Below are 23,492 nucleotides of genomic sequence, written 5' to 3'. Positions count from 1 at the left end.
CCGGGTTGATCTGAATTACTTGTTAACTTTGGCCAAGGCTGATTCGTATTTATCTCTTTCTTCAAAAAGTTCTGATACAGCCAGCACTTTACCTATCTGTTGTTTAAGGGCTTTTACTCCTACTTCAGATAAAAACTGGTGTATTTTTAGACCTGATTTTCCGGATTCATCTTTATTCTTCTTGGCTAGGTCAAGGATAACGCCTTGGCTGCGAGCAAGAGGCATATAGATCTGCTCATTTGTCAGCTTACTGAAGAGGAAAGGGCGACCGCGGTCGGGCTTGTTGAGTTGATAAATTCTATACCACGCCTCGTAAAGCTCATCAGGGAACTCTTTTTCATATTGCCTTGCCTCCTCTCTCACAAACGCCTTAAAGGAGTCAATAACCTCTTGAACCTCTGGCCTGTAGCCAGCAATCGCATATGCTAAGCCTTTCAAGCCAGCCTTCATTGAGGCATTAACTAGTTTTTGCGCTAATTCAGCAGTGTGTACGCGGGTTTTAGGCAGTGCATTTTTTTGGTGAGCATTGATTATGGCTATAGCCAAATCACCAACAGCAGTGAAGTCATAACCATTTGCATCTGTGAAAGAGCCCAAAACTGATCCGGCGGGCTTCCATTGAAATTTAAGGGGATTTTCTATTTTTTCCCTTAATTTTGTACCCACGAAATCAGCCATATACTGCGCGTTTAGTAGCCTAGTGACGTGCACCATGTGATCACCTAAGCCAAGGAGCCTAGCCAGGCCCGCACCAGAAACTACTACCGTCTTCCCTGAATCATTAAGTACATAACACTCCGCATCAATCCCGAACTCATCTTTGAAGTTGCCCTTGTGCGTGGCCTTATAACCCCACCTAGCAATGGCACCATTTTTAGCCTGGTCACTTCTCTCTTGTGGAGATAATGACTTAGCCCTAGCTACGCCGCCTTTAGCCTTACCGGTGGGTTCTTTATCTTTATTGTCCATGTGTAAGCACTCTTGCTGTGAATGTGCCTGCATTCCAACTACTGTATATAAAAACAAGCAAGCATAATTTTTAAGCTTTATGCCTGCACGCTTTGAATCCAAAAAAAAGGCCGCATCTCTGCGACCTCATCTCACCCAAAAGGGCATCCCCGCGTACCAGCTCCTGTTCTATCAACCCTGATGTTGATATGTCAGGAAAACGTCTCTTCAGGATGCTGGGGCTACAGCTTGTTATATTTGATGGATTCGTGAATTAGAGCTTTACCCATGACGTAAAACTGATCCTGACTGGCTTCGTCTATGTCCCATTTTTCATAGGTGGGGTTGTCTGATAGAACGACAAGCTTTAGACCCTGCATTTGCAGCCTTTTCACATGAAAAGTATTACCAAAAACAAAAGCGTAAACCCCATCTGTCCTGAAATCGCGTACTGATACATCAAAGAAAAGCCTATCTCCAGAATTTACTGTAGGGGACATGCTGTCTCCATCAACAGTCATGACCTTAACGTGTTCTGACAGGCGATTACCAAATAATGCGCGTGCATGCTCAGAGGTAAACTCAATTGCATGCAACACTTCAACCATATCTGACAACATGAAGCGACCAGGACCAGCGCTCACATGCAGATCAAGTACATCTACCCGGTAAACTCCCTCATTTTTTTTGACAGCCTCAATACGCACGGGCTCCTGCCCATCATTTCTCATTGGGCCATCTCCTGAGGCTAACCACTCAGGACGTACACCTAACACACGGGCAAGATCGATTGAGCGCTTTGACCCCTTGGCACCGCCGCTTACCAGCTTCCAGATACTAGGCTGAGCCATGCCAACCGCCTCGGCCAATCCACCTTGCGTTAGTCCAGCCTCTTTCATGGCGAGGCCAAGCCTTTCTGAAAACGTCATTTTTTCCATGATTTCATCATATAGCTGTGGCTATCACTCATCAAATAGCTTTAACTATTTACAAATCAAATAGCCAAGACTATTATTGTGTTGAAATCCAAAGCAGGAGCTATTTATGGTCAACAAAGCTATCGAGTCGGCTATTGACATTGTGGGTAGCCAGCAAAAACTGGCTGAAGCCTGCGATGTTAAGCAGCCCTCCGTTTGGGCTTGGTTGCATGGGAAGAAAAAAGTCTCTGCCGAAAATGCTAAACGCATCGAGAAGGCAACGAATGGAACCGTCCCTGCGTACCAGGTTCGACCGGATTTAACAGACCTGTTTCCTCACCCGAATCAGGCCGCATAAGCATTACCGCTCTTTAAAACTCTGAGACCGCTCCGCCGCTTGTGGAGCAAAACCCAAGTGACTTGCTCACCGCAAAGTCACGCAACTACCTAACCAACAAACGGAATTATCAATCATGCAAGACGCAAACTACAGCAAACCAACGCAACGAGAAATTGATCGCGCAGAGACTGACTTGCTAATCACCTTGTCCCAACTCACTGGCCGAGGCTTTGCGGAGATGGCCGGATGGCACGAGACAAAGGTAAGCAGGACGAACTGGAGAGATGTGGCAACGATTTTCTGCATTGCCAAGATGGCGATGGAAGTCAGCCCATTAGGGAGAGCCATACAGGGAGTTTACCAGGCAATAGGAAAGCAAAAAGCCCCAACTGCACGAACAGTTGAGGCTTCTCAAATGACCATTGATTTTTAACTGGATCAATCAACAGGGGTAATTATGCACTTAGGAGCGATTGAAAAGCAACCCGGCATGCTTGAAAGCATGGAGATACCAGCTGACTTCAGAATGGCAGGTTGGGTTTATGTCCTTAGCAATCAATTCATGCCGGGCATTTACAAAATCGGCATGACTACAACAAGCCCAGCCACCCGAGCAAAAGAATTATCTTCGGCTACTGGCGTTCCTGCTCCATTCAAAATTGAGGCAGCATTCCATTGCGATGACCCAGCAAGGTCTGAAGCTTCAATCCATGAGGCGTTAGCAGAACTCAGGGTTAATGAATCTCGCGAATTCTTCCAAGAGGATTTGGAAGAAATAATTTATGAGGCCGATGCGCATTGTCAGGCAGCCACTAACGCACTTGTTGAGGATATGGCTGACACATACGACATCATCAGTTTTGAAAGCCTGAACAACCTCAACTTACCTGATCTTTTCGATGACATCGGTATCTCAGTGTTTGGTGATCGCCTGGCAGTTACTGAGAGGCTAATGAGGCTTGGCGTGGAGATGCTTAAACACCAGTTGTTTGACCACGGCTGCTCTTTGGTGCTTCACGACGGCAAAGCCTACGGGATAGAAACCTCAAACCACGCCCACTTTCGCCGAGCCAATGAAGAAAAAGAAGCCCAACAAAAAGAGCTGATAGCAGCTGGTATTTACGGACCACAGTTGCCGCCAGTTGATGAGCCAATACCTTTTTAATCCGGACTAATTATGAGCATGAATTTGATGGCTAAAGCCATGGGTATCAGAGTTGGCAATCCACTGAGGAAGCTCGTACTGATTAAGCTGGCAGACAATGCCAACGACAAAGGTGAATGCTGGCCTTCTTACCAGCATATTGCTGACCAGTGCGAGATCGGACGGTCAACAGTAAAAAACCATATTCGGGCATTAGAAGATATGGGAATGCTGCGAAGGGAATTCCGCAGAAACGGTGAGTTAAACCAATCCAACCTGTTTTATCTCACTCTTGATAACCCTGTAAGAAATCGAATTGAGAGCGTCAATTCAGATGATGCCCCCGGTCAGGACATGCCCGAGGGGGTGGGTCAGGAGATGACCGGGGTGGGGCACCAGATGACCGAGAGGGTGGGGCACCAGATGACCCCATAACCAGTCACTCTTTGAACCAGTCATAGAACCTAAAGAAACACCAGTCGCTAACGCTCCTATTCCTGTTGAAACCGAACAATCTCGATACGCATTTGAAGGCAAGATCGTGAGGCTAAATCACGATGACTACGCGTCATGGTGCAACCTGTACAAAAACATCGATCTCAAATACGAGCTGGAAAAGCTGGACATCGAATTCTCTCATGAGAAGCCGAAGAACTGGTTTATCACTGCCAGCCAGAAACTCAGCTACCAAAACAAAAATGCGACTGCAAGAACTGCTAAGCAGGTAGTTAACACACCTCAGCAGCACTGGAACAGCCGCGAAGCCTGGGAGAATGATTTCTTATGAGAAACCTTGTAGCAGCAATACAGAACCGTGATGCCGGTGCTTTAGCGCGCATTGCAGGCGACAGCAATCATCCTGTTGATCGTGGAGTGCATGAAGATGTCGAGCGACTGGTAGATATTCTGTTTTCCAACCTGAAACAGCTTTTCCCGGCTTCGGTCAGCACGGCGTTACGTGATCCACGCGATGAAGCTGCTGCTAAGCGTCAGTGGATAGCAGCCTTTGCTGAAAATGGCATTGCCAACAAGCAGCAACTGTCAGCGGGCATGAAGCAGGCAAGGGCAAATGGCTCACCGTTCTGGCCTTCACCTGGGCAGTTCATCGAATGGTGCAAAGAGGGCGAGCACCGCGCCGCTGGTCTACCAAGCGATGAAGAGCTTTATGACATGTTTAAGCTGTACTGCCGGGATCGGGGTATGTACGACAGCAGCGAAGAGTTTCCATGGGAAAGCCCAGCCTGCTTTCACATGGTGACGGCGGTATACAACCAGATGCGCTCTTTCAACCTTTCAGATTCTGAGTGCCGGAAGCGACTGGCGGATGAGCAGCGCAAAATGTCACGCCGCATTGAGTCTGGCGAGGTTATCCCGCCACCACGTAAGCAAATTCCACATTTGCATATCCCGCTGAGTAATGACAAAGGTCTTGACCGGATCGCAGAGATTCGCCGCAAGCATGGGTTGAGGAGTTAATCATGAGTGAATCAAATCGTATCCGATTCGAGCGGCTTTATCGCAGCGTGCATGGCGATAAGCATGACCTGACGCGATCACATCTTGGCTATCAAAATTCAGTTGTGGACCGGGCGTTTTTCTTCTGGCTTGAGGGAAGGGAGAGTGCGGTATGACACAGGTAACCCAACTGGTAATCACACAGCCGCTGATGCGTCAGGCACGCAATATTCAGCTGGCAATCATCGACCTGGCTAAGAAGCGTGACCTGACGCCAGAGCAATACCGGGATCGGATGCACGCTATCGACATGCTGGCGCGAGAGGCACACGACACGATTGTAGATGCTGAGTATGAGCGCGATTCGCGTTCCGACAAAGGCGGTAAGAAGCGGGGAGGTGGATTTTGAAGCTCAAGGAAAAGTACGGCGAAGAGTACCGACAGTTTCTGGCTGATTTCATTCGTTACCTTGATGGCACGCAAGAAGAATCATGGTGTACGGATGTTGTGCGAACAAAAGACGGGAAGGGCAATTGCCTGTTCGGCCACCTGAGTAACTTCTGCGGTCATCATCCTGATGAAAATGTTAGTGAGGATTTCGACTGGTTTGAAAACCTCGTCACGACGTCGTATGTCGTCTATCCGGTCAATGACGGGCAGGATGATCGTTACCCTCAAGCCAGCCCACGAGAGCGATGCATAGCACTTATGCGCGCAATCCTTGACGGAGATGAGCCGACCACATGGGAAGGAATGGCAATCTGCGCAGCGCAATGGGAAGCGTCACAGTCAGCAACCAAACCGCACACAGGAGCAGGGCAATGAACAAGCTAACCGCTAGCAGATGCAGGCTAAGAATTAATGAGCTGAAATTTACCGAAAACAATCACGGTCTGAGCAATCAAGGATATGACTACCTCGAAGCCCTTGAGATTGCACTCCCTGTACTGGAGCAGCAGGAGAAGGGAGTCGAGCATCAGACTGATAATTATGGCTGGATTGAGTGGAAGGGTGGGGAATGTCCAGTCTCTCCTGAAAGTGTCGTAGATGTTAGGTGGCGCGCCGGAGGAAAGATGACGGTTGAAGCAGGCGGCAGATCTTGGGCTCATGCTGGAATGTTTTGCGACATCATCGCCTATCGGGTGATTGAGCAGCAAGAGAAGGCGTCCGGCAAGCATCAGGAAGGAGAGTGAGATGGCGTTCTTATACGGTTTTTTACTTGGCGGAATGTTCTATCTGAACTGGTATGCAGATACGCAGGATGAAAAAGGCGTGGTGTTTATCGTAACTGCGACCATTTCTATGATTTTCGGTGGACTGGCAGCGAGGGGCGTTTGATGACAAGCAACGATGAGCTGGAGCGGCGTAATTTCGACGCTTGGTTCAACGACAGGTATCGAGGAATCCTCGATGAAACCAATTTCAAACTGGTTTGGGTAACGGCGCTGAGTGCATGGCTAGCCCGCAGCAAGCAGGAGGAATGATGTGCAGATCGAAATGATAAAGAGCGCTGGCGGCGTCTTTGTCCCGGCCTTTGATCATGACTTGCCCCGCCTGGCAAAATTCAAAAATGGCGAGCAATACACCCTCGAAGCAAAGCTAACCCGTAACCCCGCATTCCATCGTAAAGCCTTCGCGCTATTTAACTTCTGTTTCCAGCATTGGGCAGCCGACCGCGCTGGCCTTGAGCATGCGGACGAAGCTACTCAGTTTGACCGATTCCGCAAAGACCTGACCATTCTGGCGGGGTTTTATGAGCAGACGGTGCGGCTGAACGGCGAAATCAGGACAGAAGCGAAAAGCCTGGCATACGCCAATATGGAACCGGATGAGTTTGAGCGTTGCTACTCGGCACTGGTCAATGCGGCTATAAAGCACGTTTTTGCGGGCACGAAAGACCAGAACATTATCAACCAGCTTTATTCATTCTTCTGACAAACCAATGACCACATTCACCGACATTAACGCAGCTATCGAAGAGGCTGTGTGGCTTTCTCACGTCTACCAAACGGCTTACTGCGTATATCAGCGCACGGCTGACGTGATGGAAGTATCTCCGCAAGACCCGTCCCGCAACCCGATGTACACCGCTGGCGTGCCGGGAGTCGTCACCACTGATTACAGGAGCGCAGCATGAAAAATACATGGACAAGAGAGCACCTCGATATTCTGATTCGGGATTACGCAAACGCATCAACAGACCTTCTGGCAATCATGTTCGACAGACCCCGCCAGCAGGTTACGAACAAGGCCTGTGAACTGGGGCTGAAGAAATCGCCTGAGTATCTGGAAGCAGTGCGGGCAGCAACTGGCGCGATGAGGTGGCGTAATGCGACGACAAATTAGCGTGACATATTTCGCTATGGAAAACTCAATTTTCAGACCCACCCGCCGCTCCCGCAATAAACCCAGGACGATACCCACCGAATCCGAAGTAACTACCTGCAACTACGTTGCGAGGTTGCGATCGGCTGTGGCTGACAGGAGGAGGATAAGCAGATGACGCCTGATGATATTCAGATGCTGGCTATTTTCGCAATAACCGTTGTTATCGCTGGCATCATGAGGAGACGATAATGGCCCTGAAACGCGATAAATGGGATGCCGTATTCTCCCACCTCGTGCGAGAACGAACAGGATGGGAATGCGATTACTGCGGCAGAAACTTCCAGTATGAAACAGCCAAACTTCACTGTTCTCACTTCAAATCCCGACGACACAAAGCCACCCGATACCATCCCTATAACGCCTTTGCTCACTGCATTGGCTGTCATCGCAAACTCGAAGAAGACCCCTATGAATTCACGATGCACGCAAACATCGTTTACGGGGAGATGACAATCGACCGCGTGGCACGCCTGGCAGCCGTTCCTGTGCGTTTAAAGCCATGGCAGATGGATGAACTGTACCAGCACATGAAAGCCGAGCAGAAGCGCTTACAGGCTCTAAGGGCTAATGGTGTGATGGGGCGCATCGAGTTTACTTTGCCCGACTGGTATCAAGAGGGGATCACATTCCGAATGGGGGAAGCAGCATGACCTGGCTAACCCACATCCTCAACCACTTCCGGCCAATTAATCCGGTTATCCAGCCCACTCACGTTCAGTCGTGGGATTCAGAGCCCCGGAGGAAGAAAAAATGATCGAACACCTCAGAGATAAATGGCTGAAGCTTCGTCTGTTCAAATCGCGGCGCATGTTCGAGTGTAATTACCGCATCCTGAAAAATATGGCGAAAATTATGGGGGTAAAGCATGGGGCTTGAAGCGACACTGAAGTACCATTTCCCGAAGGGGCAGAGCTTTTCCGGCATAGCACCGAACACATCGCCAGATACACTCACCGGCACCGACTATATCGCCAGTATGGGGATGACACAGAGCCGCGCGCCGCTGGGCTACGCCGCTTTCATGGGTAAAGTTGGGGTAAGCGAGAACGACGCCGCACGCGCCGTTTCCCTGTTAACTGAATATGCACTTCAATCCTGCGATAAGGTTGCCGCCTTACGCAAGCTCGATACAGATATTAAGCCAGCAGTTATGCAAACGCTCGCAACTTATGCCTACATGGATTACTGCCAGAGCGCATCAAGCAAGAAGCCCTGCAAGAGCTGTAACACTACCGGATTTATCGACGCGGAAGTGTTCACAACGAAGGCAACTATGGTCCGGCTTCCTGAATGGGCGCGAGAAGTTACGCCGACCAGGACACTCGAAAAGTATCGCGATGTAAAAGAGGTTCAGCGCGTCCTCTGCCCTGAATGCAAAGGAAAGCGCGTCGTATCTTCTGCTTGCCGTGACTGCAATGGAAGATGCCAGGCGCTTGACCGAAAGCAGACAGAGCTGCAGGGCGTACCGGTCTATCGTGACTGCAAACAATGCGGAGGGCGGGGTTATGAGCGAATTCCTGCAGCGGAGGCTTTCAGAGCAATATGCGGCATTACGGATGCTATCAGCGTTGCCACCTGGGATCGAAGCGGGAAACCATTCTATGACCAGCTCATCGGCAAGTTAGAGATTGAGGAATCATGGGCGAATGCTGCACTGAATAAGGTGACGGCATAGTGCAATAGGAAATAGCTCATTATTTTGTAGTGGGTTATTTACTTTTCAGGAACACAGGGTTATGATTCCCAACAGTTGAAGTTGCGCGCTGTTGTTAAGGCGTTAATCAAATCAGTCCATCACTGATAAGTGTGATAGTTAAACAGCCCTACGGTCTCACCAACCGGCAGGGCTTTTTTATTGTCCAGATATTCCGGGTAGGTCGTATAAAGGCTATTACGGTTGGCTGTTAACCAACTTATCGTGGTTCGATTCCACGCCTTCCCGCCAGATTCCAAAGGTCGCCATTAGAGCGGCTTTTTTTTGCGCCACCCCAAACCTAAACCGGATTACCCCTTTTGCTGTGATGGGGTGCGCGCACTTTTCTTCAGACTACAGACAGCCGACAACGGTCGGAGAGCGGCCTATGGCTTTCGATTATGAGACACTGAAATCAGCCGGTATCGGGCTTGCTACTGCCGGATCGGTAGCCCTCAACGGGTGGCTGGCGTTTGGGCGGTACTGGGTAAAGACCCGTGCGAGCAATGCTAATGATATTCAGCAGATAGACATGCTGGACCGTCAGGAAAAAAACATTGAGCGCCTTGAGGTGGACAACCAGAAGTTACGGGATGAAAACCGTGAGTGCTGGCTGACGATTGCCGACTTAAAGGGACGGCTTCAGGTCATCGAAGCAACCATGAAGCACATGGAGCGCCAGAATGAAGAACTGAAGCAGCAGGTTGCTGACCTCACGGCAGCATGCATGAACCTAAACCGGGAAAATGTCAGGTCAAAGCAGGAGATTCCGCGATGAACATTAAACGGACGCCTGATGAACTGTCCATCACCTGGCAGATGTGGGTGGTTATCTTTGCCACGGCATTCGGCATCTACATTGGCGGGCTGACATCCGGCTACATGTACGCAAATGCAAAGCATGAAGCAAATCAGGCAAAGACACTCAACCGCGTAGACAAGAAGCTTGACCAGCTGCCAGCGAAAACCGCTGAGGCCGTAAAAGAGGACGACAGGAAATGACCAAAGACGAAATCTTTAACGGCATCCTTGGCAGGGAAGGCGGGTATGTGAACAACCCTGCCGATAAAGGCGGACCGACTAACTGGGGGATAACTCAGGATGTGGCCCGCGCGCATGGTTATACCGGTGATATGAAAAGCCTCACCCGCGCTCAGGCTCTTCAGATACTTGAGGCTGATTACTGGACTGGCCCACGCTTCGATCAGATTGCATCAGTAAGCGGGCTGATTGCCGTTGAGCTGACGGATACCGGTGTGAACATGGGTCCAGCCGTTGCAGCCAAATTCCTGCAGCGCAGCCTGAACGTTTTCAACAACCAGGGAAAACTTTACCCGGATATTGTCGCTGACGGGCAGGTCGGGCCGAGAACAATTTCAGCGCTTACCGCTTTCCTTTCAACACGCAAACTTGCCGGAGAGAAGGTAATGCTTAAAGCCCTGAACAGTCTGCAAGGCGCTCGTTATATCGAGCTGTCTGAGGCCCGGGCAGCCAACGAAGCATTCACATACGGCTGGTTTGAAAGGATTGAGATATGAAATTCATCATCTTCCTCGCCGTAGTACTTGTCGTGATTATCGGCGTTCTCCTCATCCGCAAATACAGTTCGGTTGAATTTGTCTCCCACGCAAAGCTGCTTTTTAAGGCATGGAGCGTGTGGCTGGCTTCGCTCGGCTCAGCCTTAAGCGCATGGGTACAGTCATTCCCTGATGCTGCATTAAACGGCTGGAATATGCTCCCGCCAGACATTAAGTCATTCCTGCCTCAGAACTACCTCGGCATGATTGGCGCGTTCATGGTGGCAATGGCGGTTATCTCTCAGTTTGTCAGGCAGAAGAAGCTGGTCGCCCGCAAAGAGCAGATGGAGACGCAGCCATGACGATTATCACCGCGCTTTTTTCCGGATGGGGAACAGAGATTCTGGCTGGTCTGGCATTCATTGTCGCACTGGTCGTCAGTTACTTCAGCGGCAAAAAAATCGGCACCACGCAGACGCAGGCTAAAGCGGATGTCACTGCAGCTAAGGTTGAGTCCGCTCAGGTATCAGCTGTTGCTGAAAAGCAGAAAGAAAACTCAGAGGCTGCCAAAAATGTTACGCAAAGCAATGCTGCTCTGTCTGATGCTGCCTCTCGCAGTAAGTTGCAGCAGTCGAAATATAACAGCGACGACTAGCCCCACCGTTACCCTTGACTCCAGCTGCACACTCTTCAGCCCTATTTACACCCACGGCAAAGACTCAGAGGTTATGGATATTCGTACTGTACGGGCCATAAATTCTCATAACGACCTCTGGGACAAGCTGTGCGGAGATAAAGCCAATGCTCAATCCAATTAAGTGGCTCCTCACCAAAGCTGAGCCAGCAACCAGGGAAACCATCATGGCAGAGACAACAGACGTACAACCAGTAGCTTCAACCGTATCCGCAACAGAAACAGCATCACCTGCCGCAGAAGTCAAAGCAGGCGTGAAAGATTTCGAAGCCGCATTAGCTTTCGTAGAAAGCGGTGTCGCTCAGTTGGGTGAAGCCGCGAAAGATGAGCTGAAGGCGCTGGCGAAGAAATATTTGTAATCAGAAGTCCATATCACAAGAGCCTCGCAATAGCGGGGCTTTTTTATTACCACAACCAAGAGAAACAACAATGCTAACTATCAAGACGATCAACAAAGATAACGACATTTCAGTTTTGCAGGCAACCGGCGACGTGAGCTTCGTTCGTGAATCGCGAATGATTTTCTTCCGGGGCTGGTCAGGCGGTGACGATGAAATGATTCTGGATGAGGGAGAGGTTGCTTACGTCTGCAATGAAAAAGGCGTGACAGTCGCCATCTTCCAGTAGTCGCTACCAGACCCTGCGTTACAAAGAACACCATAAGCCTGACTTCGGTCGGGCTTTTTTGTACCCCGCAATAAACCGCGCCATGCCCGGCGCATTCAAAAGCATAGAGTCTTACAGAAACAAGCCTTGGAGAAACGCTGGTTTAGGCCGGTAGCCGTCTCTATGCGCTGGCGTTTCTGGGCAACAAGGCTCGTTTCTATAAGGTAACTACCGCATGAAAGAACTGAAAGTTATTCCAGAGTTTGATTTTCGCCAGTTAGTGACAGCTGCCGATGGGGAGCCAGTAACTGATACTTTCCAGATCGCAAAAGCTTTCGGCAAACGACATCAGCATGTAATCCGAGCAATTGAAAACCTGCAATGCTCTGCTGAGTTCTCGACGGCCCATTTTTGGGCTTCCGAGAAAATCAATGACTTAGGTATTTTTGATAAAAAGCAGAAGTTTTACCGTATGGACTTTAGTGGCTTTGTGATGGTGGTAATGGGCTTTAGTGGCCCGCATGCCGCTCGCGTCAAGGAAGCTTATATCAATGCCTTCAACTGGATGACGGCAGAGTTGAGAAAGTACAGCGAAAGCTACGAAGCGGAGCGTAACGCGGTAATGCTGGAGTACATGAAAGAGAAGGACGTAGCCAGCATGTCAGGAAGACTTCTAAATCGCTGGGGTCGAGTTAAGAAGCCGCAATTACTGGCCCGTATCGAACGGCTTGAGCAGCAAGGTCAGATCGGTTTGCCCGGCGTAGCAAAATGACCAAAAGCGAAAAACAGCAACTGGAAACCATCTGTCGATACCTAAAGGATGGTTTTCAGGATTTAAATTGCGGTCGCATTGCGATAGGCATGTCTAATGTCGAAAAGGCAGAGGTTCTTCTCGATGCCCTCCTGGCAATGGAAGACGCAAAGCAAAGAAAGACCAACTGAGAGCCACTTTCACAACGGCTTTCTTTACAGGGCGCATTTGAGAGTGCGCCCGATGATGGCTTTTTATTGGAGCAAGCATGGCAAAAACCAAATGGCCTAAGTTGCCACGATTCTTTGTTCCACTTTTCCACTCGGCAAATATCTATCTTGCACGCTCCCGTGAAGAGTGGGACCAGGCATGCACACACCTTAGAGTCGACGCATCAGGCATTGAGATGCTGGCAGGCGCTTGCACTCAGTATCAAAACAATGAGACAGGCGAAAACCTCTACCTGATCGGCGTCTTCAATGGCGACATCGCCACTCTGATTCATGAGTGTGCTCACGCGACATTCTATTGCTGCCGGGATGTAGGCGTGACTATCGACACCGGATCAGCAAATGAAACCTACTGCTATCTGCTCGACAGAATGTGCAGTGAGTTCATACCGCACATCAAACAGGATTAATCATGGCATCACCAGACTGGGAGGCCATCGAGTCGGCTTACCGCGCTGGCTTGTTGTCTATCCGTGAAATTGCATCTCAGCATGGCATCACTCATGGCGCTATCAACAAGCGAGCTAAGCGTGATGGATGGGAGCGGGACTTAAAGGCAAAGATTAAAGCCAAGGCTGACGCGCTGGTATCCAAACGTGAGGTATCCAGTCAGGTATCCACTGAAACAGCTACCAGCGAACGGATGCTCATTGAGGCTAACGCTGAGGTTATTGCCACTGTCCGCATGGAGCATCGTGGCGACATTCGCAGAGCGCGCAATATCGCCAATTCGCTCTTTGATGAGCTAGAGGCTCAGTGCGCTGATATTGAATCGCTAAGGAAGCTTGGCGAGGTCATGTTCGACCCTGACGAGAAAACAGGGCGAGACCGGCTTAATGAAGCATATCAGAAGGCGACAAGCCTGCCGGGACGCGTGAAGTCCATGAAGGACTTGTCTGACACACTGAAAAACCTCGTTGGACTGGAGCGTCAGGCGTACGACATTAACGGCCCTGCCGGTGATGACGCATTTAAGAAACTATCCGACCTGATGGACGATCTCGCCAAGGGGTAAGCATGAAACCAGAGCATCTCCAGCTTCTGCGAGACAAACTCTGGCGCTTGAATCATCTCTACTGGATAACCGACAAAGAAGGCAAGCCAGTACGCTTCCGGATGACGCCTGAGCAGCTCGAATACTTCGAAGGCATGCATACCCGCAACATCATCTTGAAGGCTCGACAGCTGGGATTCACGACCGAGGTTTGCATCATCCAGCTGGACGCCGCTTTGTTCGAAGCAGCCAAGTGCGCCCTGATCGCCCACACACTGAACGACGCCAAGCGCCTTTTCCGCGAGAAGATTAAGTATGCCTATGACCGCCTTCCTGATGAGATTAAGGCCGCTAACCCTGCCAGCAATGATGCGGCAGGTGAGCTGGTATTTAGCAAAGGCGGCTCGCTCTATATCAGCACGTCTTTTCGTGGCGGTACGCTCCGTTATCTGCATGTTTCCGAGTTCGGAAAGATATGCGCCAAATTCCCCGACAAAGCCCGTGAGATTGTCACCGGTGCTTTTGAGGCTGTATCAGGTGACTGTTTCACGACGATTGAAAGCACTGCAGAAGGCCGCGCTGGTTACTTCTTCGATTACTGCCAGTCGGCAGAAAAGGCGCTCATTCAGGGCAAGCAGCTCTCACAGTTAGACTGGAAATTTTTCTTCTTCTCTTGGTGGAAGAACCCCCTTTATGCAATCGACCCCGTAGAGCCAATACCGCAGCGCCTGAGCGATTATTTCGCTGACATTGAGGCAAAGCACGGGGTGGTGACGAACGAGCGCCAGAGAGCATGGTATTACGCCAAAGAGAAGACGCTCGGCGACGACATGAAGCGGGAGTATCCGTCCATCCCGGCTGAGGCATTCCAGCAGTCGGTTGAGGGTGCTTATTACGCTAAGCAGTTCCGCAAGCTCTACGAGCAGAAGCGCATCGGCACGCTGCCGGACAATCCTCACCTTCCTGTTCACACATTCTGGGATATTGGCGTGGGCGACTCCACGGCTATCTGGTTCGTGCGCATCGTTGGTGAGGAATATCACGTCATCGACTACTACGAGAACAGCGGTGAAGGTCTGCGCCATTACATGAAGGTGCTGAAGGATAAAGGCTATACCTATTCCGCCCACTGGGGCCCGCACGATATTGATACCCGTGAATTCGGCTCTGATGCCAAATCCCGCCGTGAGCTGGCCCGCGAGGGTTATGAAATCGACGGTGCGAAATACACGATCACCTTTCAGGTGGTGCCAAAACTTGGCGTTGATGACGGTATCGAGCAGGTGCGCGAAATCCTCCCCCGATGTGCATTTGATGAGCAGAAATGTGCCGACGGCATTATCTCGCTGGAGGGCTATCGCAAGGAGTGGGATGACAAGCGCGGCTGCTGGAAAGACAAGCCTCTGCACGATCACACATCACATGGCGCTGACGCATTTCGCTACTTGGCCGTAACGCAGAAGAAACGACGTGTCGTTATGTCTACCTCCATTTCATTCAGAAGATAAGCCATGCCAAATTACACCTACACAAGGCCGGAGTATCTGGCTGCTCTGCAGCAGTGGGAGCTGGTCAAGGACTGCGTGGCCGGGAGCAGGGCGGTAAAAGACCGTGGGACGCGATACCTGCCGATGCCAGACCCGACCAATGACAGCGCGGAGAACGTTGCTCGCTATGCCGCGCTACTGAACAGGGCAATGTTCCTGAACATCACCGGTCGGACTCGTAAAGGGCTGATTGGCGCCGTGTTCCGCAAGACAGCCGAGGTATCGCTGCCGAAAGACATCGAATACCTTGTTGAAAATGCGTCAGGTGACGGAACCAGCCTGGAGCAGCTGAGCAAGTCAGCGATTGGCGAATGCCTGGACACCGGGCGGGGTGGCTTCTTCACTGACTACCCACCGGTAGAAGGTGAGAGCGGAAAGCGGCCAACTAAGGCGCAGAGTCAGGGCAAGCAGGCCCATATCCACAATTACGACGCCACGCAGATTATCAACTGGCGCGTGCAGGTTATTGATGGCGTCAAAAAGCTGACCCTGGTCGTCCTGGCTGAAACCTACAGCGAGGAAAATGGCGACGAGTTCAACTACGAGACGAAAAATCAGTACCGCGTACTGACGCTGGAGAATGGCGCATACCGCCACCGACTCTGGAGGGAGGGCGACGAGCAACCGACCATCGACACCTACCCGACAGATTTCAGCCAGCGGCGTTTCGACCATATCCCGTTCCATTTCTACGGTGCCGAGGAGAACAGCCCGGAGGTCGATAAAGCTCCGCTGGAAGACCTGGCTCAGGTTAACATCCTGCACTACGGCAACAGCGCTACGGTGGAGGAGTCAGGATTCATCAGCAGCCAGCCAACGATGTTTTTCACCACTGATATTGACCCTGACGAGTTCGCCAAATGGAACCCCAACGGAATCCAGGTTGGCTCAACCGCTGGCTACAGCCTGGGTAAGGCAGGCACGGCAGTAATGCTCCAGGCATCGGAGAGTCAGCTATCCCGCACCCTCATGCTCGACAAAGAGCAGCAGATGCTGATGATTGGTGCGCGGATAGTGCAGCAGTCTGGCGCAAACGAAACCGCAGAGGCCGCACGTATTCGCTACAGCAGCGATAACAGCGTACTGGGAACAGTGGCTGGCAACGTATCAGAGGCTCTTGTGCTTTCCCTTCTGGATGCGTGGCGCTTCATGTCATCAGGGACGCCCCCGCAAAACAAAGTTGTGTTCTGGCTGAATCAGGAGTTCTTCGACGAGACAATGGATGCACAGATGATTCTGGCGCAAATCCAGCTCTGGCAGCAGGGCTTTATCGCCAAATCAGATGTTCGCATTAATCTTCGCCAGGCGGCAATCATTGAGGCTGACCGCACCGATGATGACATTGATGCTGATCGCGAAAACGAACCGCCTGTTGATGCTGGTGGTGAGACTGTGACCGAGGATGACTGATGAGCGCAGAAGGCTATGCAAATGACGCAGCAACGCGCCATCAGGTGTATGTGCAGCGCTTTGGCACCGGTCAGACCAATCGCGCTGTTAAGTTCATCCGCAAAGCTATAAACAGCGCGAAAGTGACGGTGCGTAAAGGTCTTAGTCAATACGCGACAGCTCGCTACAACAGGCAGATTGAGACGCTGCGTAAAGATCTGCAGGCCATTTACGGCGACATGTCAGAGCAGCAGGTGCTCGACTTGAGCGAGTTTGCTGAATACGAATACAAGTTCAACTCATCATTCCTCGGCAAACTGGTTAAGGCGTCCGTTAAGCTCAATCAGCCCTCATCAGAGATGATTGCGGCCTATGTGCTGGCTGACCCGCTGGAAATGTATGTTGGCGCATCTAAGAAGCGCTACAGCATTGCCAGCGCACTTGCTGGGTTTGGTGATAAGAAGGCTGCTGACATCATCAGCGAGATAGGTATAGGCCACTCGCTTGGTGAAACTCAGCGCCAGATTATCCGGCGACTGACATCACTGGGCGTTTCGCATGAGGAACAGGCTGGTGCGCTGGTCAGCACGGTAACCAACCATGTATCGTCTTCTGCGCGATCTAAGCAACTGCAGGATAATGACGACATCCTGAAGGGTAAGCAGGACATCGCCACCCTGGACAGTAGAACAACGCCATTCTGCCGAAGTATTGACCACCGCATTGTGCCGCTGGATGGGCCATCACCTCCGTATCATTTTCGGTGCCGAACCAGCCAGATTCCGGTGCTGAAGGATGAGTATGCGCGGGAGATTCCCGGCTCAGTTCGTCCGGCGGTCGGTGAAGGCGGTGCGCAGCAGGTCAGCAGCAAGACGAATTACGGTGAGTGGCTTGCACGTCAACCAGCAGCGTTTCAGCGTGAAGTGCTTGGCGAAAAGCGCTATCAGCTATTCAGCAAGGGCGAGTTGACCATTGACAGATTCGTTGATGGCGAGACAGGCCAGCAGTACACCCTCAACCAACTCAAAGAATTAGAGCCGCATGCTTTCGAGCTTGCTGGCCTCGACTGATCACATCTAACGCTGGCTGGGCCGGCACACATTCATTCAGGAGAATGCAATGCTCAAATATCAGCTTTCCGCTGAGGAACACGCACAGCTCGACGATGCTCAAAAGGCGCTTTATCAACAGTCCGGTGAAAACTATCAGCTCATTGTTGACGGCCTCCCGCAGTCAGAGGACGTAACCGGACTTAAAACGCAGCTTGATACGCTTCTGGCAGAAAAGAAGTCCGAGCAGGCCAAGCGCCGCCAGGCAGAGGAAGAAGCACGCCAGCGAGCCGAGGAAAAAGCCAAGGCTGAGGGCGACTACAAGCAGCTGTTTGAATCCAGCCAGGCCACTACGACAGAGTGGCAGCAGAAGTATCAGGACCTGCAGCATCAAATCGAGCAGGGGACTATCTCTCAGGCTGCCTCAAAGGTTGCCATCAGCATCGCTGATGGTGAGAACGCAGACATCCTTTCTGAATTCATCAGCCGCCGCCTGAAGGTGGTTGAAGGGCAGGTGCGGGTGACTGATGCCAATGGAAACCTCACGGTAAGCAGCATTGAGCAACTCGCTGAAGAATTTAAGAACACTCCACGCTACGCCTCGCTTGTTCGGGGTAGTGGTGCTTCTGGCGGTGGGGCCGCCAACTTTCGTGGTGGGGCCATGAAGGAACCAAAAGAGATGTCACAGCAGGAGCGTGAGGAGTTCGCCACGCGTGATCCGCAAGGCTACGCACAGGCGCTCGCTGCAGGCAAATTTAGAAAATACTAAGGAATAAACATGGCAACATTGCTTGAAATTTTTAATCGCCCGGTCTTGATGTCCTACATGGACTATGACCCGATCGTCCCCTCTCCATTCGTTCAGTCTGGCGCGTTCGTTGCTGATAGTCGTCTGGCCGCTCTGCTGGCTGGCGGCTCTCCGACCTTCGTTGTGCCATACATCGGCGGCATCGATGCTGGTCTGGAGCCAAACTACGGGAACACCATCTACACCGACATCGCCATGCCGCGTGAGATTGAAGGTGGTTCCATGCAGGGCCGCGTAGCTTACCTGAACGAAGGTTTCCGTGAAGCTTCCCTGCAGCGTTATCTGACGCAGGTTAACGCTCTCGAAATTATCGGCGGTAAGCTGAATCAGTTATGGCTGAACTCAGCAGAAAACCGTGCTCGCGCCACTCTGGCAGGTCTGCGTAACTACGACCAGGCTAACGGCAAACTCCTGACGACCGACATCAGTGCCGCGACAGCAACCGCCAACAGTGGTTTCTCCTTTGACGCTTTCGTTGAAGTAGAGGCTACTATGCGGCCGTCTCAGCGCGGTAAAGGCGTGATGATTGTTCACCCACAGATTGCCGCGAAAATCCGCAAAAACAACCAGGCAGAGCTTCTGCAGACTCAGGCAAATATCCCGCCGGTAACCGTTTATAACGGTCGTGCGCTGATTGAGTCTGAACTCGGCACCAAGCTTGGCACTGGCGCAAACGCCAAGTATGTGAGCATGCTGGCTAACACTGGCGCTTTCAGCTATTCACAGGTCCCAGGCAATGACGATCTGGAAATCGACCGTACCGCAGCAACATCCAATGGTGCTGGCGATCGCGTTCTGTGGACTCGTCGAAACATGCTCATCCATCCGCAGGGCTTCGGCTTCATTGCAGCAGAGAGTACCCTGACCGGCGGTACTGAGCGCCAGGCGCTGTCTGCCTCCTGGGGTGACTTGCAGAATGCGGCGAACTGGGAAATCACCCTTGACCCGCTGGATGTCGGTTTCCGTTTCCTGATTAGCAACCTGTAAGGAGGGTTGAATGTCCACACCAAAGAACCTGGTGAATCCTGATTATCAGTACACCTACCCAAGCGAACGCGCCTATGCCGACGAATCCACTTCAGTTCTCGGCGCTGAAACCATCTACGACCCTGCAAAATCTGGTGCCGGTTACGGCATTGAAGATCCGCAGGTGACTGTTCCTGTCACCGCAGGCGGTGGTGGTAATGGCGAAGAAGATGAAGGCGCTACTGGCTAATCATACACAGCCCCTTCGGGGGCTTTTCAGGGGCTAAGATGATTTACATCACAGTGTCTGATGTTGACGACATACTCGGCACCTCATGGACGGATGACTCGAAGAAGGCAAAAGCAGTATTGCAGGCCAATGCTTATATGACCGCGCTTAACCTCCAGAATATGCCTGATAATCCTGTCCCGGATGATGTTAAGCAGGCTGGAGCATACATCGCATCGGTGGCGGCGTCCGGCAATCTCTACAAGCAGAAATCCGATTCAGGACTGGTGACCAGCAAGTCGGTTAAGGCTGGCTCAACTCAAGTGACCAAGTCATTCGCGGCGCTCGATTCTTCAAGCTCATCGCTACTCGATCCCGACCTGCAACTGGCGCTCGCCATGCTCCAGCCGTGGATGGGAAATCCTCTCGCCTTCAGGGTGTATCGCTAATGGGAATACGTGAAGAAATTCAGGCTGAACTGGCCGAAGCGTTTGATGATGACCTTGCGGATGCTGTGAATACGTTCGATGGTCTCTACATCATCCAGGGCGAATGGGACCCGGTAACTGAAACAGGTGGTGAAACGCAGGTCACTTACACTGGGCGCGGCGTTCTCGACAGTTACAGCCTTGATCGTGTTGATGGCGTGAACATTCTCAGTGGCGACGTGCTGTTAATCGCGCTGAAAAACGAAGTCACCGACAAGCCTCGTGTTGACCACATCATTACCACTATCGACCTGGTGACCGAACTGCAACAGCAGTACAGGGTTATCAGCGTGAATGCAGATCCGGTTCAGGCTCACTATGAACTGCAATTGCGGAGGAAGTAATGGCAAAGGCATGGAGTGTTGAGCCGTCGACGTTCGTCGGCCTGGTCGAAGAGGAAGTAGGTAAACGGCTGCGCATTATATCGATGGCGTTACTCGCGGAGATTGTGCAGCGCTCCCCAGTCGATACGGGGAGATTCAGGGCTAATAATCAGGTAAGTCTTGGCGGCCCGGATTACAGTCAACTAGCGACGACTGACAAATCAGGCGCAAGCACGATACAGCAGGGCAACGCTGTAATTGCGCAGGGTAAACCTTATTCAGTTATCTACATCCAGAATAACCTTGCCTACGCTGAGTCGCTTGAGAACGGACATTCACAACAGGCTCCCGCTGGCATCTACGCAACATCCTTCCACGGCGTCTCGCAGGCATACAAATGACCCTCACCGAAATACGTGCAGCCATCATCACCCGGATGACGGCTCAGACTGCTATTGCCGCAGCAGATGTGCGGTACCCGAATGACAAGACCTATGACCCAACTGGCAAGGCTATTTGGGCACGTCTGACAAACCTGCCGGGATTGGCTGGGTCGAATGAAATAGGCAATGGCCCGGTCGTGCACCGCACGGGTATCGCTGTTATTCAGATATTCGTGCCAGCAGGTAGCGGGTCACTACTTATCACCAAGACGGCAGACCAGTTACGAGAGCAGTTCGAGTTCAAAACCGATGGTCGCCTTGATTACTCCGCCGTAAGCGCTATCGATGCTGGCGAAACGGATGGCTGGGCGCAGTACAACTTACAAATTCCATATCGCGCTCTGTAGGGCGCTCCATTAATCAGGAGGCTCATGTGAGCTCTGGCGCAAAGAACGTCACGGCGTATATCCGTGAAACTACCCCCGGCACCACGCCGACCACTGGCACATGGAACCTGCTGAAGCGCAGCTCTTTCGGCCTCGGTCCAACCCAGAACATGATCGACAACGACGAAATCGGTGGCACCCGAATGGCGCAAGGTCGTTCTCCGGGTACGACTGATGTCGGCGGTGACGTGGTAACCAAGTTTCGTTGGGGGCAGCATGACGAGTTTCTGGCCTCCTGCTTCGGCGCTGATTGGGTCGATAACGTGCTCACCATGGGTAATGATCGCATCGCGTTCTCAGTGGCTTCTTACGCTGAAGACATCGGTGTTGCTTCTATCGCTCGCGGCGCTCAGGTCGGCACCTTCCAGCTGGCAATTCCGAACGATGGTGATATCACCGCAACCGTAACCTTTGCAGGTTTGGGTTTCGACACTAAAGCAGATGACACCAGTTATTTTTCTGACCCAACTGATGCCGCTGGTGACCTTCGCTACACCTTCAAACAGGTTACAGCGATTTCGCTTAACGGTGTAACAGGTGGCGATGGATTCTGCGTCGATACATTCAACATCCAGTTCGACAACAACCTGCAGACGCAGCGCTGTATCGGTAGCGGGAACCCGTTTGCTGGAGCAAACATTCCGACCACGTTCACACCTTCTGGCAGCGTCACTCTGTCGTGGTCAAAGGAAGCCTATAACGCTTGGAAGAAATCTCTGTCTGGCGAAACCATGCAGTTCGGCTTCACGCTGGAGAACGACGAAGGCAAATACGTCTTTGACTTCCCGGCAGTACAGGTCGATGGCGACTGGCCGGACGGTGGCAACACTGACATTGTGCAGGTTCAGCTGAATATCACGGCAGCGGATACGCCACCGACCATTACGCGATCATCCGTTGTAGCAGCTACAGCACTGTCAGTCGCGCCTGCAACCTCAACAGGCGCAGTTGGCTCAAACGTGACTCTGGCAGCGACCCTGACGCCTGCTGGCGCAACAGATACGGTCGTATGGGAGTCGTCAGACCCGTCAGTAGCAACAGTCGTATCAACCGGCCAGAAAACAGCGCAGGTAACGCGAGTGAAGGAAGGTTCGGCAACCATCACCGCGAAAGCGCGTACCTTTACTGGCACCACGGCGATCACCGTTACCGCGTCTTAATCTAATTGCCCGCCCAGTGAGGCGGGCTACTTACAGAGAAGAATATGCTCATTCTGAAAACACCTAAATTCGATGCCAATGCAGAGCGCTGGATTGAGCCAATGGCAGACCTGAAGCTGAAAGTCGGCTCCATCAGTAATCCGGCATTCCGCTCTCATAATGCGATGGTGCGCCGCCACATCAGCAAGCTCGATGAGCGTTTCAAAGTTGGCACAGCTGAATTTAACCCCGCCGATATTGACGTAAGCGACATCTCAGACGACTTGCTGATTGACTCTGTAGCCAAGCATCTCCTGCTGGACTGGGAAGGCGTTGGCGAGGCTGATGAGGCAGGGAAAGAGATTGCCATCGATTACTCAGCAGAGAAGGGTAAGGCACTGTTGCTGCAGCATCCTGAGCTGTACTGGGCCGTACTGAGCACCGCATCTGATATTGCCGCAGGTAAAGAGGCGCAGACTCAGGAAACGGTGGGAAAGTCCTCGAAAGCCAGAGCTGGCTCAGGAAGTTCGGCGGAGAGCAAGGCGAAAAGAACCGCTGGCGGCGCGAGCGCTTAAAACTACCTCCCATCCCGGAGCCTGAAATTGACGGTGTGTGTAGCGAGATACTCGCCGCCTACGCAGTTATCACCAGAGGCCGGAAGTACGCAGGAATGGCCGCAACCCCACTGCCGATAGACCTGGAAGACATCAACACCTATCTCGCCTGCAAGCCGTTACAGATTGACCGGGATGAGTTCGAGGCGGCGATATTTGCGCTGGATGATGCTGATCGGGCGGAGTGGGAAAGAAAGCAGGCAAAGCAAGTTAACCCACCATCCGGTGGGTTTATGAGGTTTACTTCACACTATTAATCTGCCGAGCAACTCTTAAAACGATTGCCCCAAATATGGCCACAAAAGTTTCGCGAGAGGTATTATCGGGATTGTTTGTCAATACCGATCGAATTCTGACCCCGATAATACCTCTCGCGAAACTTTTGTGGCCATATTTGGGGCAATCGTTTTAAGAGTTGCTCGGCAGATTAATAG

General features: G+C 51.7%; 44 protein-coding genes, 1 tRNA gene and 1 pseudogene. 44 read left to right on the top strand and 2 right to left on the bottom strand.

Going from position 1 to position 23,492, the window contains the following annotated elements:
- Nucleotides 1–15: 15 nt before the first annotated feature.
- Nucleotides 16–969, bottom strand: a complete 954-nt coding sequence (locus tag H2P46_RS21845; protein WP_193406874.1) for a P63C domain-containing protein — start codon at nt 967–969, stop codon at nt 16–18.
- 221 nt (nt 970–1,190) lie between these two features.
- On the bottom strand, nt 1,191–1,877 hold the full coding sequence (locus tag H2P46_RS21840) for an XRE family transcriptional regulator (RefSeq protein ID WP_193406891.1): 687 nt from the start codon (nt 1,875–1,877) through the stop codon (nt 1,191–1,193).
- 115 nt (nt 1,878–1,992) lie between these two features.
- Here H2P46_RS21840 and H2P46_RS21835 point away from each other — a divergent pair, with 115 nt between their 5' ends.
- The 44 genes and pseudogenes from H2P46_RS21835 to H2P46_RS21620 all read left to right on the top strand — a co-directional run bounded on the left by H2P46_RS21835 (nt 1,993) and on the right by H2P46_RS21620 (nt 23,315).
- Nucleotides 1,993–2,223, top strand: a complete 231-nt coding sequence (locus H2P46_RS21835) for a transcriptional regulator (protein WP_193406873.1) — start codon at nt 1,993–1,995, stop codon at nt 2,221–2,223.
- A gap of 115 nt (nt 2,224–2,338) precedes the next feature.
- The gene (locus H2P46_RS21830) at nt 2,339–2,638 is read left to right on the top strand and encodes a CII family transcriptional regulator (protein WP_193406872.1); all 300 of its coding nucleotides are present in this window, start codon (nt 2,339–2,341) and stop codon (nt 2,636–2,638) included.
- A 24-nt stretch (nt 2,639–2,662) separates the two neighbouring features.
- Complete coding sequence (locus tag H2P46_RS21825; RefSeq protein WP_193406871.1) at nt 2,663–3,370, top strand: GIY-YIG nuclease family protein; 708 nt, start codon at nt 2,663–2,665, stop codon at nt 3,368–3,370.
- A 12-nt stretch (nt 3,371–3,382) separates the two neighbouring features.
- Nucleotides 3,383–3,872 (top strand): annotated as a pseudogene (locus H2P46_RS21820) (helix-turn-helix domain-containing protein); the annotation flags it as partial.
- 18 nt (nt 3,873–3,890) lie between these two features.
- Nucleotides 3,891–4,136, top strand: a complete 246-nt coding sequence (locus tag H2P46_RS21815) for a hypothetical protein (RefSeq protein ID WP_238939076.1) — start codon at nt 3,891–3,893, stop codon at nt 4,134–4,136.
- Nucleotides 4,133–4,825, top strand: coding sequence for a replication protein P (locus H2P46_RS21810; RefSeq protein ID WP_193406870.1), 693 nt, complete (start codon nt 4,133–4,135; stop codon nt 4,823–4,825). Before H2P46_RS21815 ends, H2P46_RS21810 begins: the two co-directional genes overlap by 4 nt.
- Nucleotides 4,826–4,827: 2 nt before the next feature.
- Nucleotides 4,828–4,980 carry a hypothetical protein gene (locus H2P46_RS21805; protein WP_193406869.1) on the top strand — a complete coding sequence of 51 codons (153 nt, stop codon included), beginning with the start codon at nt 4,828–4,830 and terminating at the stop codon, nt 4,978–4,980.
- Complete coding sequence (locus tag H2P46_RS21800) at nt 4,977–5,213, top strand: hypothetical protein (RefSeq protein WP_193406868.1); 237 nt, start codon at nt 4,977–4,979, stop codon at nt 5,211–5,213. Before H2P46_RS21805 ends, H2P46_RS21800 begins: the two co-directional genes overlap by 4 nt.
- On the top strand, nt 5,210–5,629 hold the full coding sequence (locus H2P46_RS21795; RefSeq protein WP_193406867.1) for a hypothetical protein: 420 nt from the start codon (nt 5,210–5,212) through the stop codon (nt 5,627–5,629). The genes H2P46_RS21800 and H2P46_RS21795 overlap by 4 nt, the downstream gene beginning before the upstream one ends.
- Nucleotides 5,626–5,997 carry a hypothetical protein gene (locus tag H2P46_RS21790; protein WP_193406866.1) on the top strand — a complete coding sequence of 124 codons (372 nt, stop codon included), beginning with the start codon at nt 5,626–5,628 and terminating at the stop codon, nt 5,995–5,997. Before H2P46_RS21795 ends, H2P46_RS21790 begins: the two co-directional genes overlap by 4 nt.
- A gap of 1 nt (nt 5,998) precedes the next feature.
- Nucleotides 5,999–6,142, top strand: coding sequence for a hypothetical protein (locus H2P46_RS21785; RefSeq protein ID WP_193406865.1), 144 nt, complete (start codon nt 5,999–6,001; stop codon nt 6,140–6,142).
- Complete coding sequence (locus H2P46_RS21780) at nt 6,142–6,288, top strand: hypothetical protein (protein WP_193406864.1); 147 nt, start codon at nt 6,142–6,144, stop codon at nt 6,286–6,288. Before H2P46_RS21785 ends, H2P46_RS21780 begins: the two co-directional genes overlap by 1 nt.
- 1 nt (nt 6,289) lies before the next feature.
- Nucleotides 6,290–6,739 carry a DUF1367 family protein gene (locus tag H2P46_RS21775; protein ID WP_193406863.1) on the top strand — a complete coding sequence of 150 codons (450 nt, stop codon included), beginning with the start codon at nt 6,290–6,292 and terminating at the stop codon, nt 6,737–6,739.
- A gap of 7 nt (nt 6,740–6,746) precedes the next feature.
- Complete coding sequence (locus H2P46_RS21770; RefSeq protein ID WP_193406862.1) at nt 6,747–6,941, top strand: hypothetical protein; 195 nt, start codon at nt 6,747–6,749, stop codon at nt 6,939–6,941.
- Nucleotides 6,938–7,150 carry a hypothetical protein gene (locus H2P46_RS21765; RefSeq protein ID WP_193406861.1) on the top strand — a complete coding sequence of 71 codons (213 nt, stop codon included), beginning with the start codon at nt 6,938–6,940 and terminating at the stop codon, nt 7,148–7,150. The genes H2P46_RS21770 and H2P46_RS21765 overlap by 4 nt, the downstream gene beginning before the upstream one ends.
- On the top strand, nt 7,134–7,307 hold the full coding sequence (locus H2P46_RS21760) for a NinE family protein (protein WP_193406860.1): 174 nt from the start codon (nt 7,134–7,136) through the stop codon (nt 7,305–7,307). The genes H2P46_RS21765 and H2P46_RS21760 overlap by 17 nt, the downstream gene beginning before the upstream one ends.
- Nucleotides 7,308–7,380: 73 nt before the next feature.
- Nucleotides 7,381–7,842 carry a hypothetical protein gene (locus H2P46_RS21755; RefSeq protein WP_193406859.1) on the top strand — a complete coding sequence of 154 codons (462 nt, stop codon included), beginning with the start codon at nt 7,381–7,383 and terminating at the stop codon, nt 7,840–7,842.
- Between the two features lie 100 nt (nt 7,843–7,942).
- Complete coding sequence (locus H2P46_RS23295; protein ID WP_193406858.1) at nt 7,943–8,068, top strand: YlcG family protein; 126 nt, start codon at nt 7,943–7,945, stop codon at nt 8,066–8,068.
- Nucleotides 8,058–8,867: an antitermination protein gene (locus H2P46_RS21745; protein ID WP_193406857.1), complete on the top strand. Its 810-nt coding sequence runs from the start codon at nt 8,058–8,060 to the stop codon at nt 8,865–8,867. Before H2P46_RS23295 ends, H2P46_RS21745 begins: the two co-directional genes overlap by 11 nt.
- 195 nt (nt 8,868–9,062) lie before the next feature.
- Nucleotides 9,063–9,137, top strand: a tRNA-Asn gene (locus H2P46_RS21740).
- A 136-nt stretch (nt 9,138–9,273) separates the two neighbouring features.
- On the top strand, nt 9,274–9,663 hold the full coding sequence (locus tag H2P46_RS21735) for a hypothetical protein (RefSeq protein WP_193406856.1): 390 nt from the start codon (nt 9,274–9,276) through the stop codon (nt 9,661–9,663).
- A complete protein-coding gene (locus H2P46_RS21730) occupies nt 9,660–9,887 on the top strand; it encodes a hypothetical protein (RefSeq protein ID WP_193406855.1) in 228 nt (75 codons plus the stop codon). The genes H2P46_RS21735 and H2P46_RS21730 overlap by 4 nt, the downstream gene beginning before the upstream one ends.
- On the top strand, nt 9,884–10,423 hold the full coding sequence (locus tag H2P46_RS21725; RefSeq protein WP_193406854.1) for a glycoside hydrolase family 108 protein: 540 nt from the start codon (nt 9,884–9,886) through the stop codon (nt 10,421–10,423). Before H2P46_RS21730 ends, H2P46_RS21725 begins: the two co-directional genes overlap by 4 nt.
- A complete protein-coding gene (locus tag H2P46_RS21720; protein ID WP_193406853.1) occupies nt 10,420–10,764 on the top strand; it encodes a DUF7940 domain-containing protein in 345 nt (114 codons plus the stop codon). Before H2P46_RS21725 ends, H2P46_RS21720 begins: the two co-directional genes overlap by 4 nt.
- Nucleotides 10,761–11,057: a hypothetical protein gene (locus H2P46_RS21715; RefSeq protein WP_193406852.1), complete on the top strand. Its 297-nt coding sequence runs from the start codon at nt 10,761–10,763 to the stop codon at nt 11,055–11,057. The genes H2P46_RS21720 and H2P46_RS21715 overlap by 4 nt, the downstream gene beginning before the upstream one ends.
- 146 nt (nt 11,058–11,203) lie before the next feature.
- On the top strand, nt 11,204–11,455 hold the full coding sequence (locus H2P46_RS21710; RefSeq protein ID WP_193406851.1) for a hypothetical protein: 252 nt from the start codon (nt 11,204–11,206) through the stop codon (nt 11,453–11,455).
- A 70-nt stretch (nt 11,456–11,525) separates the two neighbouring features.
- Nucleotides 11,526–11,723, top strand: a complete 198-nt coding sequence (locus H2P46_RS21705) for a hypothetical protein (protein WP_193406850.1) — start codon at nt 11,526–11,528, stop codon at nt 11,721–11,723.
- Between the two features lie 214 nt (nt 11,724–11,937).
- A complete protein-coding gene (locus H2P46_RS21700; protein WP_193406849.1) occupies nt 11,938–12,474 on the top strand; it encodes a Rha family transcriptional regulator in 537 nt (178 codons plus the stop codon).
- Nucleotides 12,471–12,644, top strand: coding sequence for a hypothetical protein (locus tag H2P46_RS21695; protein ID WP_193406848.1), 174 nt, complete (start codon nt 12,471–12,473; stop codon nt 12,642–12,644). The genes H2P46_RS21700 and H2P46_RS21695 overlap by 4 nt, the downstream gene beginning before the upstream one ends.
- 77 nt (nt 12,645–12,721) lie before the next feature.
- Nucleotides 12,722–13,093, top strand: a complete 372-nt coding sequence (locus tag H2P46_RS21690; RefSeq protein WP_193406847.1) for a hypothetical protein — start codon at nt 12,722–12,724, stop codon at nt 13,091–13,093.
- 2 nt (nt 13,094–13,095) lie between these two features.
- Nucleotides 13,096–13,698, top strand: a complete 603-nt coding sequence (locus tag H2P46_RS21685) for a hypothetical protein (RefSeq protein WP_193406846.1) — start codon at nt 13,096–13,098, stop codon at nt 13,696–13,698.
- A gap of 2 nt (nt 13,699–13,700) precedes the next feature.
- Nucleotides 13,701–15,185 (top strand): terminase, encoded by a 1,485-nt coding sequence (locus H2P46_RS21680; protein WP_193406845.1) that lies wholly within the window; start codon nt 13,701–13,703, stop codon nt 15,183–15,185.
- Nucleotides 15,186–15,188: 3 nt separating this feature from the next.
- Entirely contained in the window at nt 15,189–16,634 is a 1,446-nt protein-coding gene (locus H2P46_RS21675; protein WP_193406844.1) for a DUF4055 domain-containing protein, read from the top strand.
- On the top strand, nt 16,634–17,683 hold the full coding sequence (locus H2P46_RS21670) for a structural protein (RefSeq protein ID WP_193406843.1): 1,050 nt from the start codon (nt 16,634–16,636) through the stop codon (nt 17,681–17,683). The genes H2P46_RS21675 and H2P46_RS21670 overlap by 1 nt, the downstream gene beginning before the upstream one ends.
- A gap of 49 nt (nt 17,684–17,732) precedes the next feature.
- Nucleotides 17,733–18,431, top strand: coding sequence for a hypothetical protein (locus H2P46_RS21665; protein WP_193406842.1), 699 nt, complete (start codon nt 17,733–17,735; stop codon nt 18,429–18,431).
- A 9-nt stretch (nt 18,432–18,440) separates the two neighbouring features.
- The gene (locus H2P46_RS21660; RefSeq protein WP_193406841.1) at nt 18,441–19,457 is read left to right on the top strand and encodes a hypothetical protein; all 1,017 of its coding nucleotides are present in this window, start codon (nt 18,441–18,443) and stop codon (nt 19,455–19,457) included.
- Between the two features lie 10 nt (nt 19,458–19,467).
- Nucleotides 19,468–19,686, top strand: a complete 219-nt coding sequence (locus H2P46_RS21655; RefSeq protein WP_193406840.1) for a hypothetical protein — start codon at nt 19,468–19,470, stop codon at nt 19,684–19,686.
- A 38-nt stretch (nt 19,687–19,724) separates the two neighbouring features.
- Complete coding sequence (locus H2P46_RS21650; protein WP_193406839.1) at nt 19,725–20,114, top strand: protein singed; 390 nt, start codon at nt 19,725–19,727, stop codon at nt 20,112–20,114.
- Nucleotides 20,114–20,497 carry a glutamate 5-kinase gene (locus H2P46_RS21645; protein WP_193406838.1) on the top strand — a complete coding sequence of 128 codons (384 nt, stop codon included), beginning with the start codon at nt 20,114–20,116 and terminating at the stop codon, nt 20,495–20,497. Before H2P46_RS21650 ends, H2P46_RS21645 begins: the two co-directional genes overlap by 1 nt.
- A complete protein-coding gene (locus tag H2P46_RS21640; protein ID WP_193406837.1) occupies nt 20,497–20,877 on the top strand; it encodes an HK97 gp10 family phage protein in 381 nt (126 codons plus the stop codon). The genes H2P46_RS21645 and H2P46_RS21640 overlap by 1 nt, the downstream gene beginning before the upstream one ends.
- Nucleotides 20,874–21,266: a phage tail terminator-like protein gene (locus tag H2P46_RS21635; protein ID WP_193406836.1), complete on the top strand. Its 393-nt coding sequence runs from the start codon at nt 20,874–20,876 to the stop codon at nt 21,264–21,266. The genes H2P46_RS21640 and H2P46_RS21635 overlap by 4 nt, the downstream gene beginning before the upstream one ends.
- Nucleotides 21,267–21,292: 26 nt before the next feature.
- A complete protein-coding gene (locus H2P46_RS21630; RefSeq protein ID WP_193406835.1) occupies nt 21,293–22,465 on the top strand; it encodes a phage tail tube protein in 1,173 nt (390 codons plus the stop codon).
- A 44-nt stretch (nt 22,466–22,509) separates the two neighbouring features.
- Complete coding sequence (locus H2P46_RS21625) at nt 22,510–23,019, top strand: hypothetical protein (RefSeq protein ID WP_193406834.1); 510 nt, start codon at nt 22,510–22,512, stop codon at nt 23,017–23,019.
- Nucleotides 23,020–23,114: 95 nt separating this feature from the next.
- The gene (locus tag H2P46_RS21620) at nt 23,115–23,315 is read left to right on the top strand and encodes a hypothetical protein (RefSeq protein ID WP_193406833.1); all 201 of its coding nucleotides are present in this window, start codon (nt 23,115–23,117) and stop codon (nt 23,313–23,315) included.
- Nucleotides 23,316–23,492: the final 177 nt, after the last annotated feature.

This window comes from Mixta mediterraneensis (assembly GCF_014946725.1).
Taxonomy (GTDB): domain Bacteria; phylum Pseudomonadota; class Gammaproteobacteria; order Enterobacterales; family Enterobacteriaceae; genus Pantoea; species Pantoea mediterraneensis.
This window is presented reverse-complemented; position numbering and strand designations above follow the sequence as displayed.

Bases quoted from the DNA above. Each gene is read 5' to 3' on its own strand.
- H2P46_RS21645 (WP_193406838.1), top strand. From the start codon at position 20,114: ATGGGAATACGTGAAGAAATTCAGGCTGAACTGGCCGAAGCGTTTGAT.
- H2P46_RS21755 (WP_193406859.1), top strand. From the start codon at position 7,381: ATGGCCCTGAAACGCGATAAATGGGATGCCGTATTCTCCCACCTCGTG.
- H2P46_RS21830 (WP_193406872.1), top strand. From the start codon at position 2,339: ATGCAAGACGCAAACTACAGCAAACCAACGCAACGAGAAATTGATCGC.
- H2P46_RS21770 (WP_193406862.1), top strand. From the start codon at position 6,747: ATGACCACATTCACCGACATTAACGCAGCTATCGAAGAGGCTGTGTGG.
- H2P46_RS21700 (WP_193406849.1), top strand. From the start codon at position 11,938: ATGAAAGAACTGAAAGTTATTCCAGAGTTTGATTTTCGCCAGTTAGTG.
- H2P46_RS21840 (WP_193406891.1), bottom strand. From the start codon at position 1,877: ATGACGTTTTCAGAAAGGCTTGGCCTCGCCATGAAAGAGGCTGGACTA.
- H2P46_RS21690 (WP_193406847.1), top strand. From the start codon at position 12,722: ATGGCAAAAACCAAATGGCCTAAGTTGCCACGATTCTTTGTTCCACTT.
- H2P46_RS21720 (WP_193406853.1), top strand. From the start codon at position 10,420: ATGAAATTCATCATCTTCCTCGCCGTAGTACTTGTCGTGATTATCGGC.
- H2P46_RS21695 (WP_193406848.1), top strand. From the start codon at position 12,471: ATGACCAAAAGCGAAAAACAGCAACTGGAAACCATCTGTCGATACCTA.
- H2P46_RS21620 (WP_193406833.1), top strand. From the start codon at position 23,115: ATGGCCGCAACCCCACTGCCGATAGACCTGGAAGACATCAACACCTAT.
- H2P46_RS21715 (WP_193406852.1), top strand. From the start codon at position 10,761: ATGACGATTATCACCGCGCTTTTTTCCGGATGGGGAACAGAGATTCTG.
- H2P46_RS21665 (WP_193406842.1), top strand. From the start codon at position 17,733: ATGCTCAAATATCAGCTTTCCGCTGAGGAACACGCACAGCTCGACGAT.
- H2P46_RS21635 (WP_193406836.1), top strand. From the start codon at position 20,874: ATGACCCTCACCGAAATACGTGCAGCCATCATCACCCGGATGACGGCT.
- H2P46_RS21825 (WP_193406871.1), top strand. From the start codon at position 2,663: ATGCACTTAGGAGCGATTGAAAAGCAACCCGGCATGCTTGAAAGCATG.
- H2P46_RS21760 (WP_193406860.1), top strand. From the start codon at position 7,134: ATGCGACGACAAATTAGCGTGACATATTTCGCTATGGAAAACTCAATT.
- H2P46_RS21660 (WP_193406841.1), top strand. From the start codon at position 18,441: ATGGCAACATTGCTTGAAATTTTTAATCGCCCGGTCTTGATGTCCTAC.
- H2P46_RS21845 (WP_193406874.1), bottom strand. From the start codon at position 969: ATGGACAATAAAGATAAAGAACCCACCGGTAAGGCTAAAGGCGGCGTA.
- H2P46_RS21670 (WP_193406843.1), top strand. From the start codon at position 16,634: ATGAGCGCAGAAGGCTATGCAAATGACGCAGCAACGCGCCATCAGGTG.
- H2P46_RS21800 (WP_193406868.1), top strand. From the start codon at position 4,977: ATGACACAGGTAACCCAACTGGTAATCACACAGCCGCTGATGCGTCAG.
- H2P46_RS21810 (WP_193406870.1), top strand. From the start codon at position 4,133: ATGAGAAACCTTGTAGCAGCAATACAGAACCGTGATGCCGGTGCTTTA.
- H2P46_RS21680 (WP_193406845.1), top strand. From the start codon at position 13,701: ATGAAACCAGAGCATCTCCAGCTTCTGCGAGACAAACTCTGGCGCTTG.
- H2P46_RS21835 (WP_193406873.1), top strand. From the start codon at position 1,993: ATGGTCAACAAAGCTATCGAGTCGGCTATTGACATTGTGGGTAGCCAG.
- H2P46_RS21725 (WP_193406854.1), top strand. From the start codon at position 9,884: ATGACCAAAGACGAAATCTTTAACGGCATCCTTGGCAGGGAAGGCGGG.
- H2P46_RS21675 (WP_193406844.1), top strand. From the start codon at position 15,189: ATGCCAAATTACACCTACACAAGGCCGGAGTATCTGGCTGCTCTGCAG.
- H2P46_RS21650 (WP_193406839.1), top strand. From the start codon at position 19,725: ATGATTTACATCACAGTGTCTGATGTTGACGACATACTCGGCACCTCA.
- H2P46_RS21790 (WP_193406866.1), top strand. From the start codon at position 5,626: ATGAACAAGCTAACCGCTAGCAGATGCAGGCTAAGAATTAATGAGCTG.
- H2P46_RS21780 (WP_193406864.1), top strand. From the start codon at position 6,142: ATGACAAGCAACGATGAGCTGGAGCGGCGTAATTTCGACGCTTGGTTC.
- H2P46_RS21735 (WP_193406856.1), top strand. From the start codon at position 9,274: ATGGCTTTCGATTATGAGACACTGAAATCAGCCGGTATCGGGCTTGCT.
- H2P46_RS21640 (WP_193406837.1), top strand. From the start codon at position 20,497: ATGGCAAAGGCATGGAGTGTTGAGCCGTCGACGTTCGTCGGCCTGGTC.
- H2P46_RS21730 (WP_193406855.1), top strand. From the start codon at position 9,660: ATGAACATTAAACGGACGCCTGATGAACTGTCCATCACCTGGCAGATG.
- H2P46_RS21745 (WP_193406857.1), top strand. From the start codon at position 8,058: ATGGGGCTTGAAGCGACACTGAAGTACCATTTCCCGAAGGGGCAGAGC.
- H2P46_RS21765 (WP_193406861.1), top strand. From the start codon at position 6,938: ATGAAAAATACATGGACAAGAGAGCACCTCGATATTCTGATTCGGGAT.
- H2P46_RS21685 (WP_193406846.1), top strand. From the start codon at position 13,096: ATGGCATCACCAGACTGGGAGGCCATCGAGTCGGCTTACCGCGCTGGC.
- H2P46_RS21710 (WP_193406851.1), top strand. From the start codon at position 11,204: ATGCTCAATCCAATTAAGTGGCTCCTCACCAAAGCTGAGCCAGCAACC.
- H2P46_RS23295 (WP_193406858.1), top strand. From the start codon at position 7,943: ATGATCGAACACCTCAGAGATAAATGGCTGAAGCTTCGTCTGTTCAAA.
- H2P46_RS21705 (WP_193406850.1), top strand. From the start codon at position 11,526: ATGCTAACTATCAAGACGATCAACAAAGATAACGACATTTCAGTTTTG.
- H2P46_RS21655 (WP_193406840.1), top strand. From the start codon at position 19,468: ATGTCCACACCAAAGAACCTGGTGAATCCTGATTATCAGTACACCTAC.
- H2P46_RS21625 (WP_193406834.1), top strand. From the start codon at position 22,510: ATGCTCATTCTGAAAACACCTAAATTCGATGCCAATGCAGAGCGCTGG.
- H2P46_RS21805 (WP_193406869.1), top strand. From the start codon at position 4,828: ATGAGTGAATCAAATCGTATCCGATTCGAGCGGCTTTATCGCAGCGTG.
- H2P46_RS21785 (WP_193406865.1), top strand. From the start codon at position 5,999: ATGGCGTTCTTATACGGTTTTTTACTTGGCGGAATGTTCTATCTGAAC.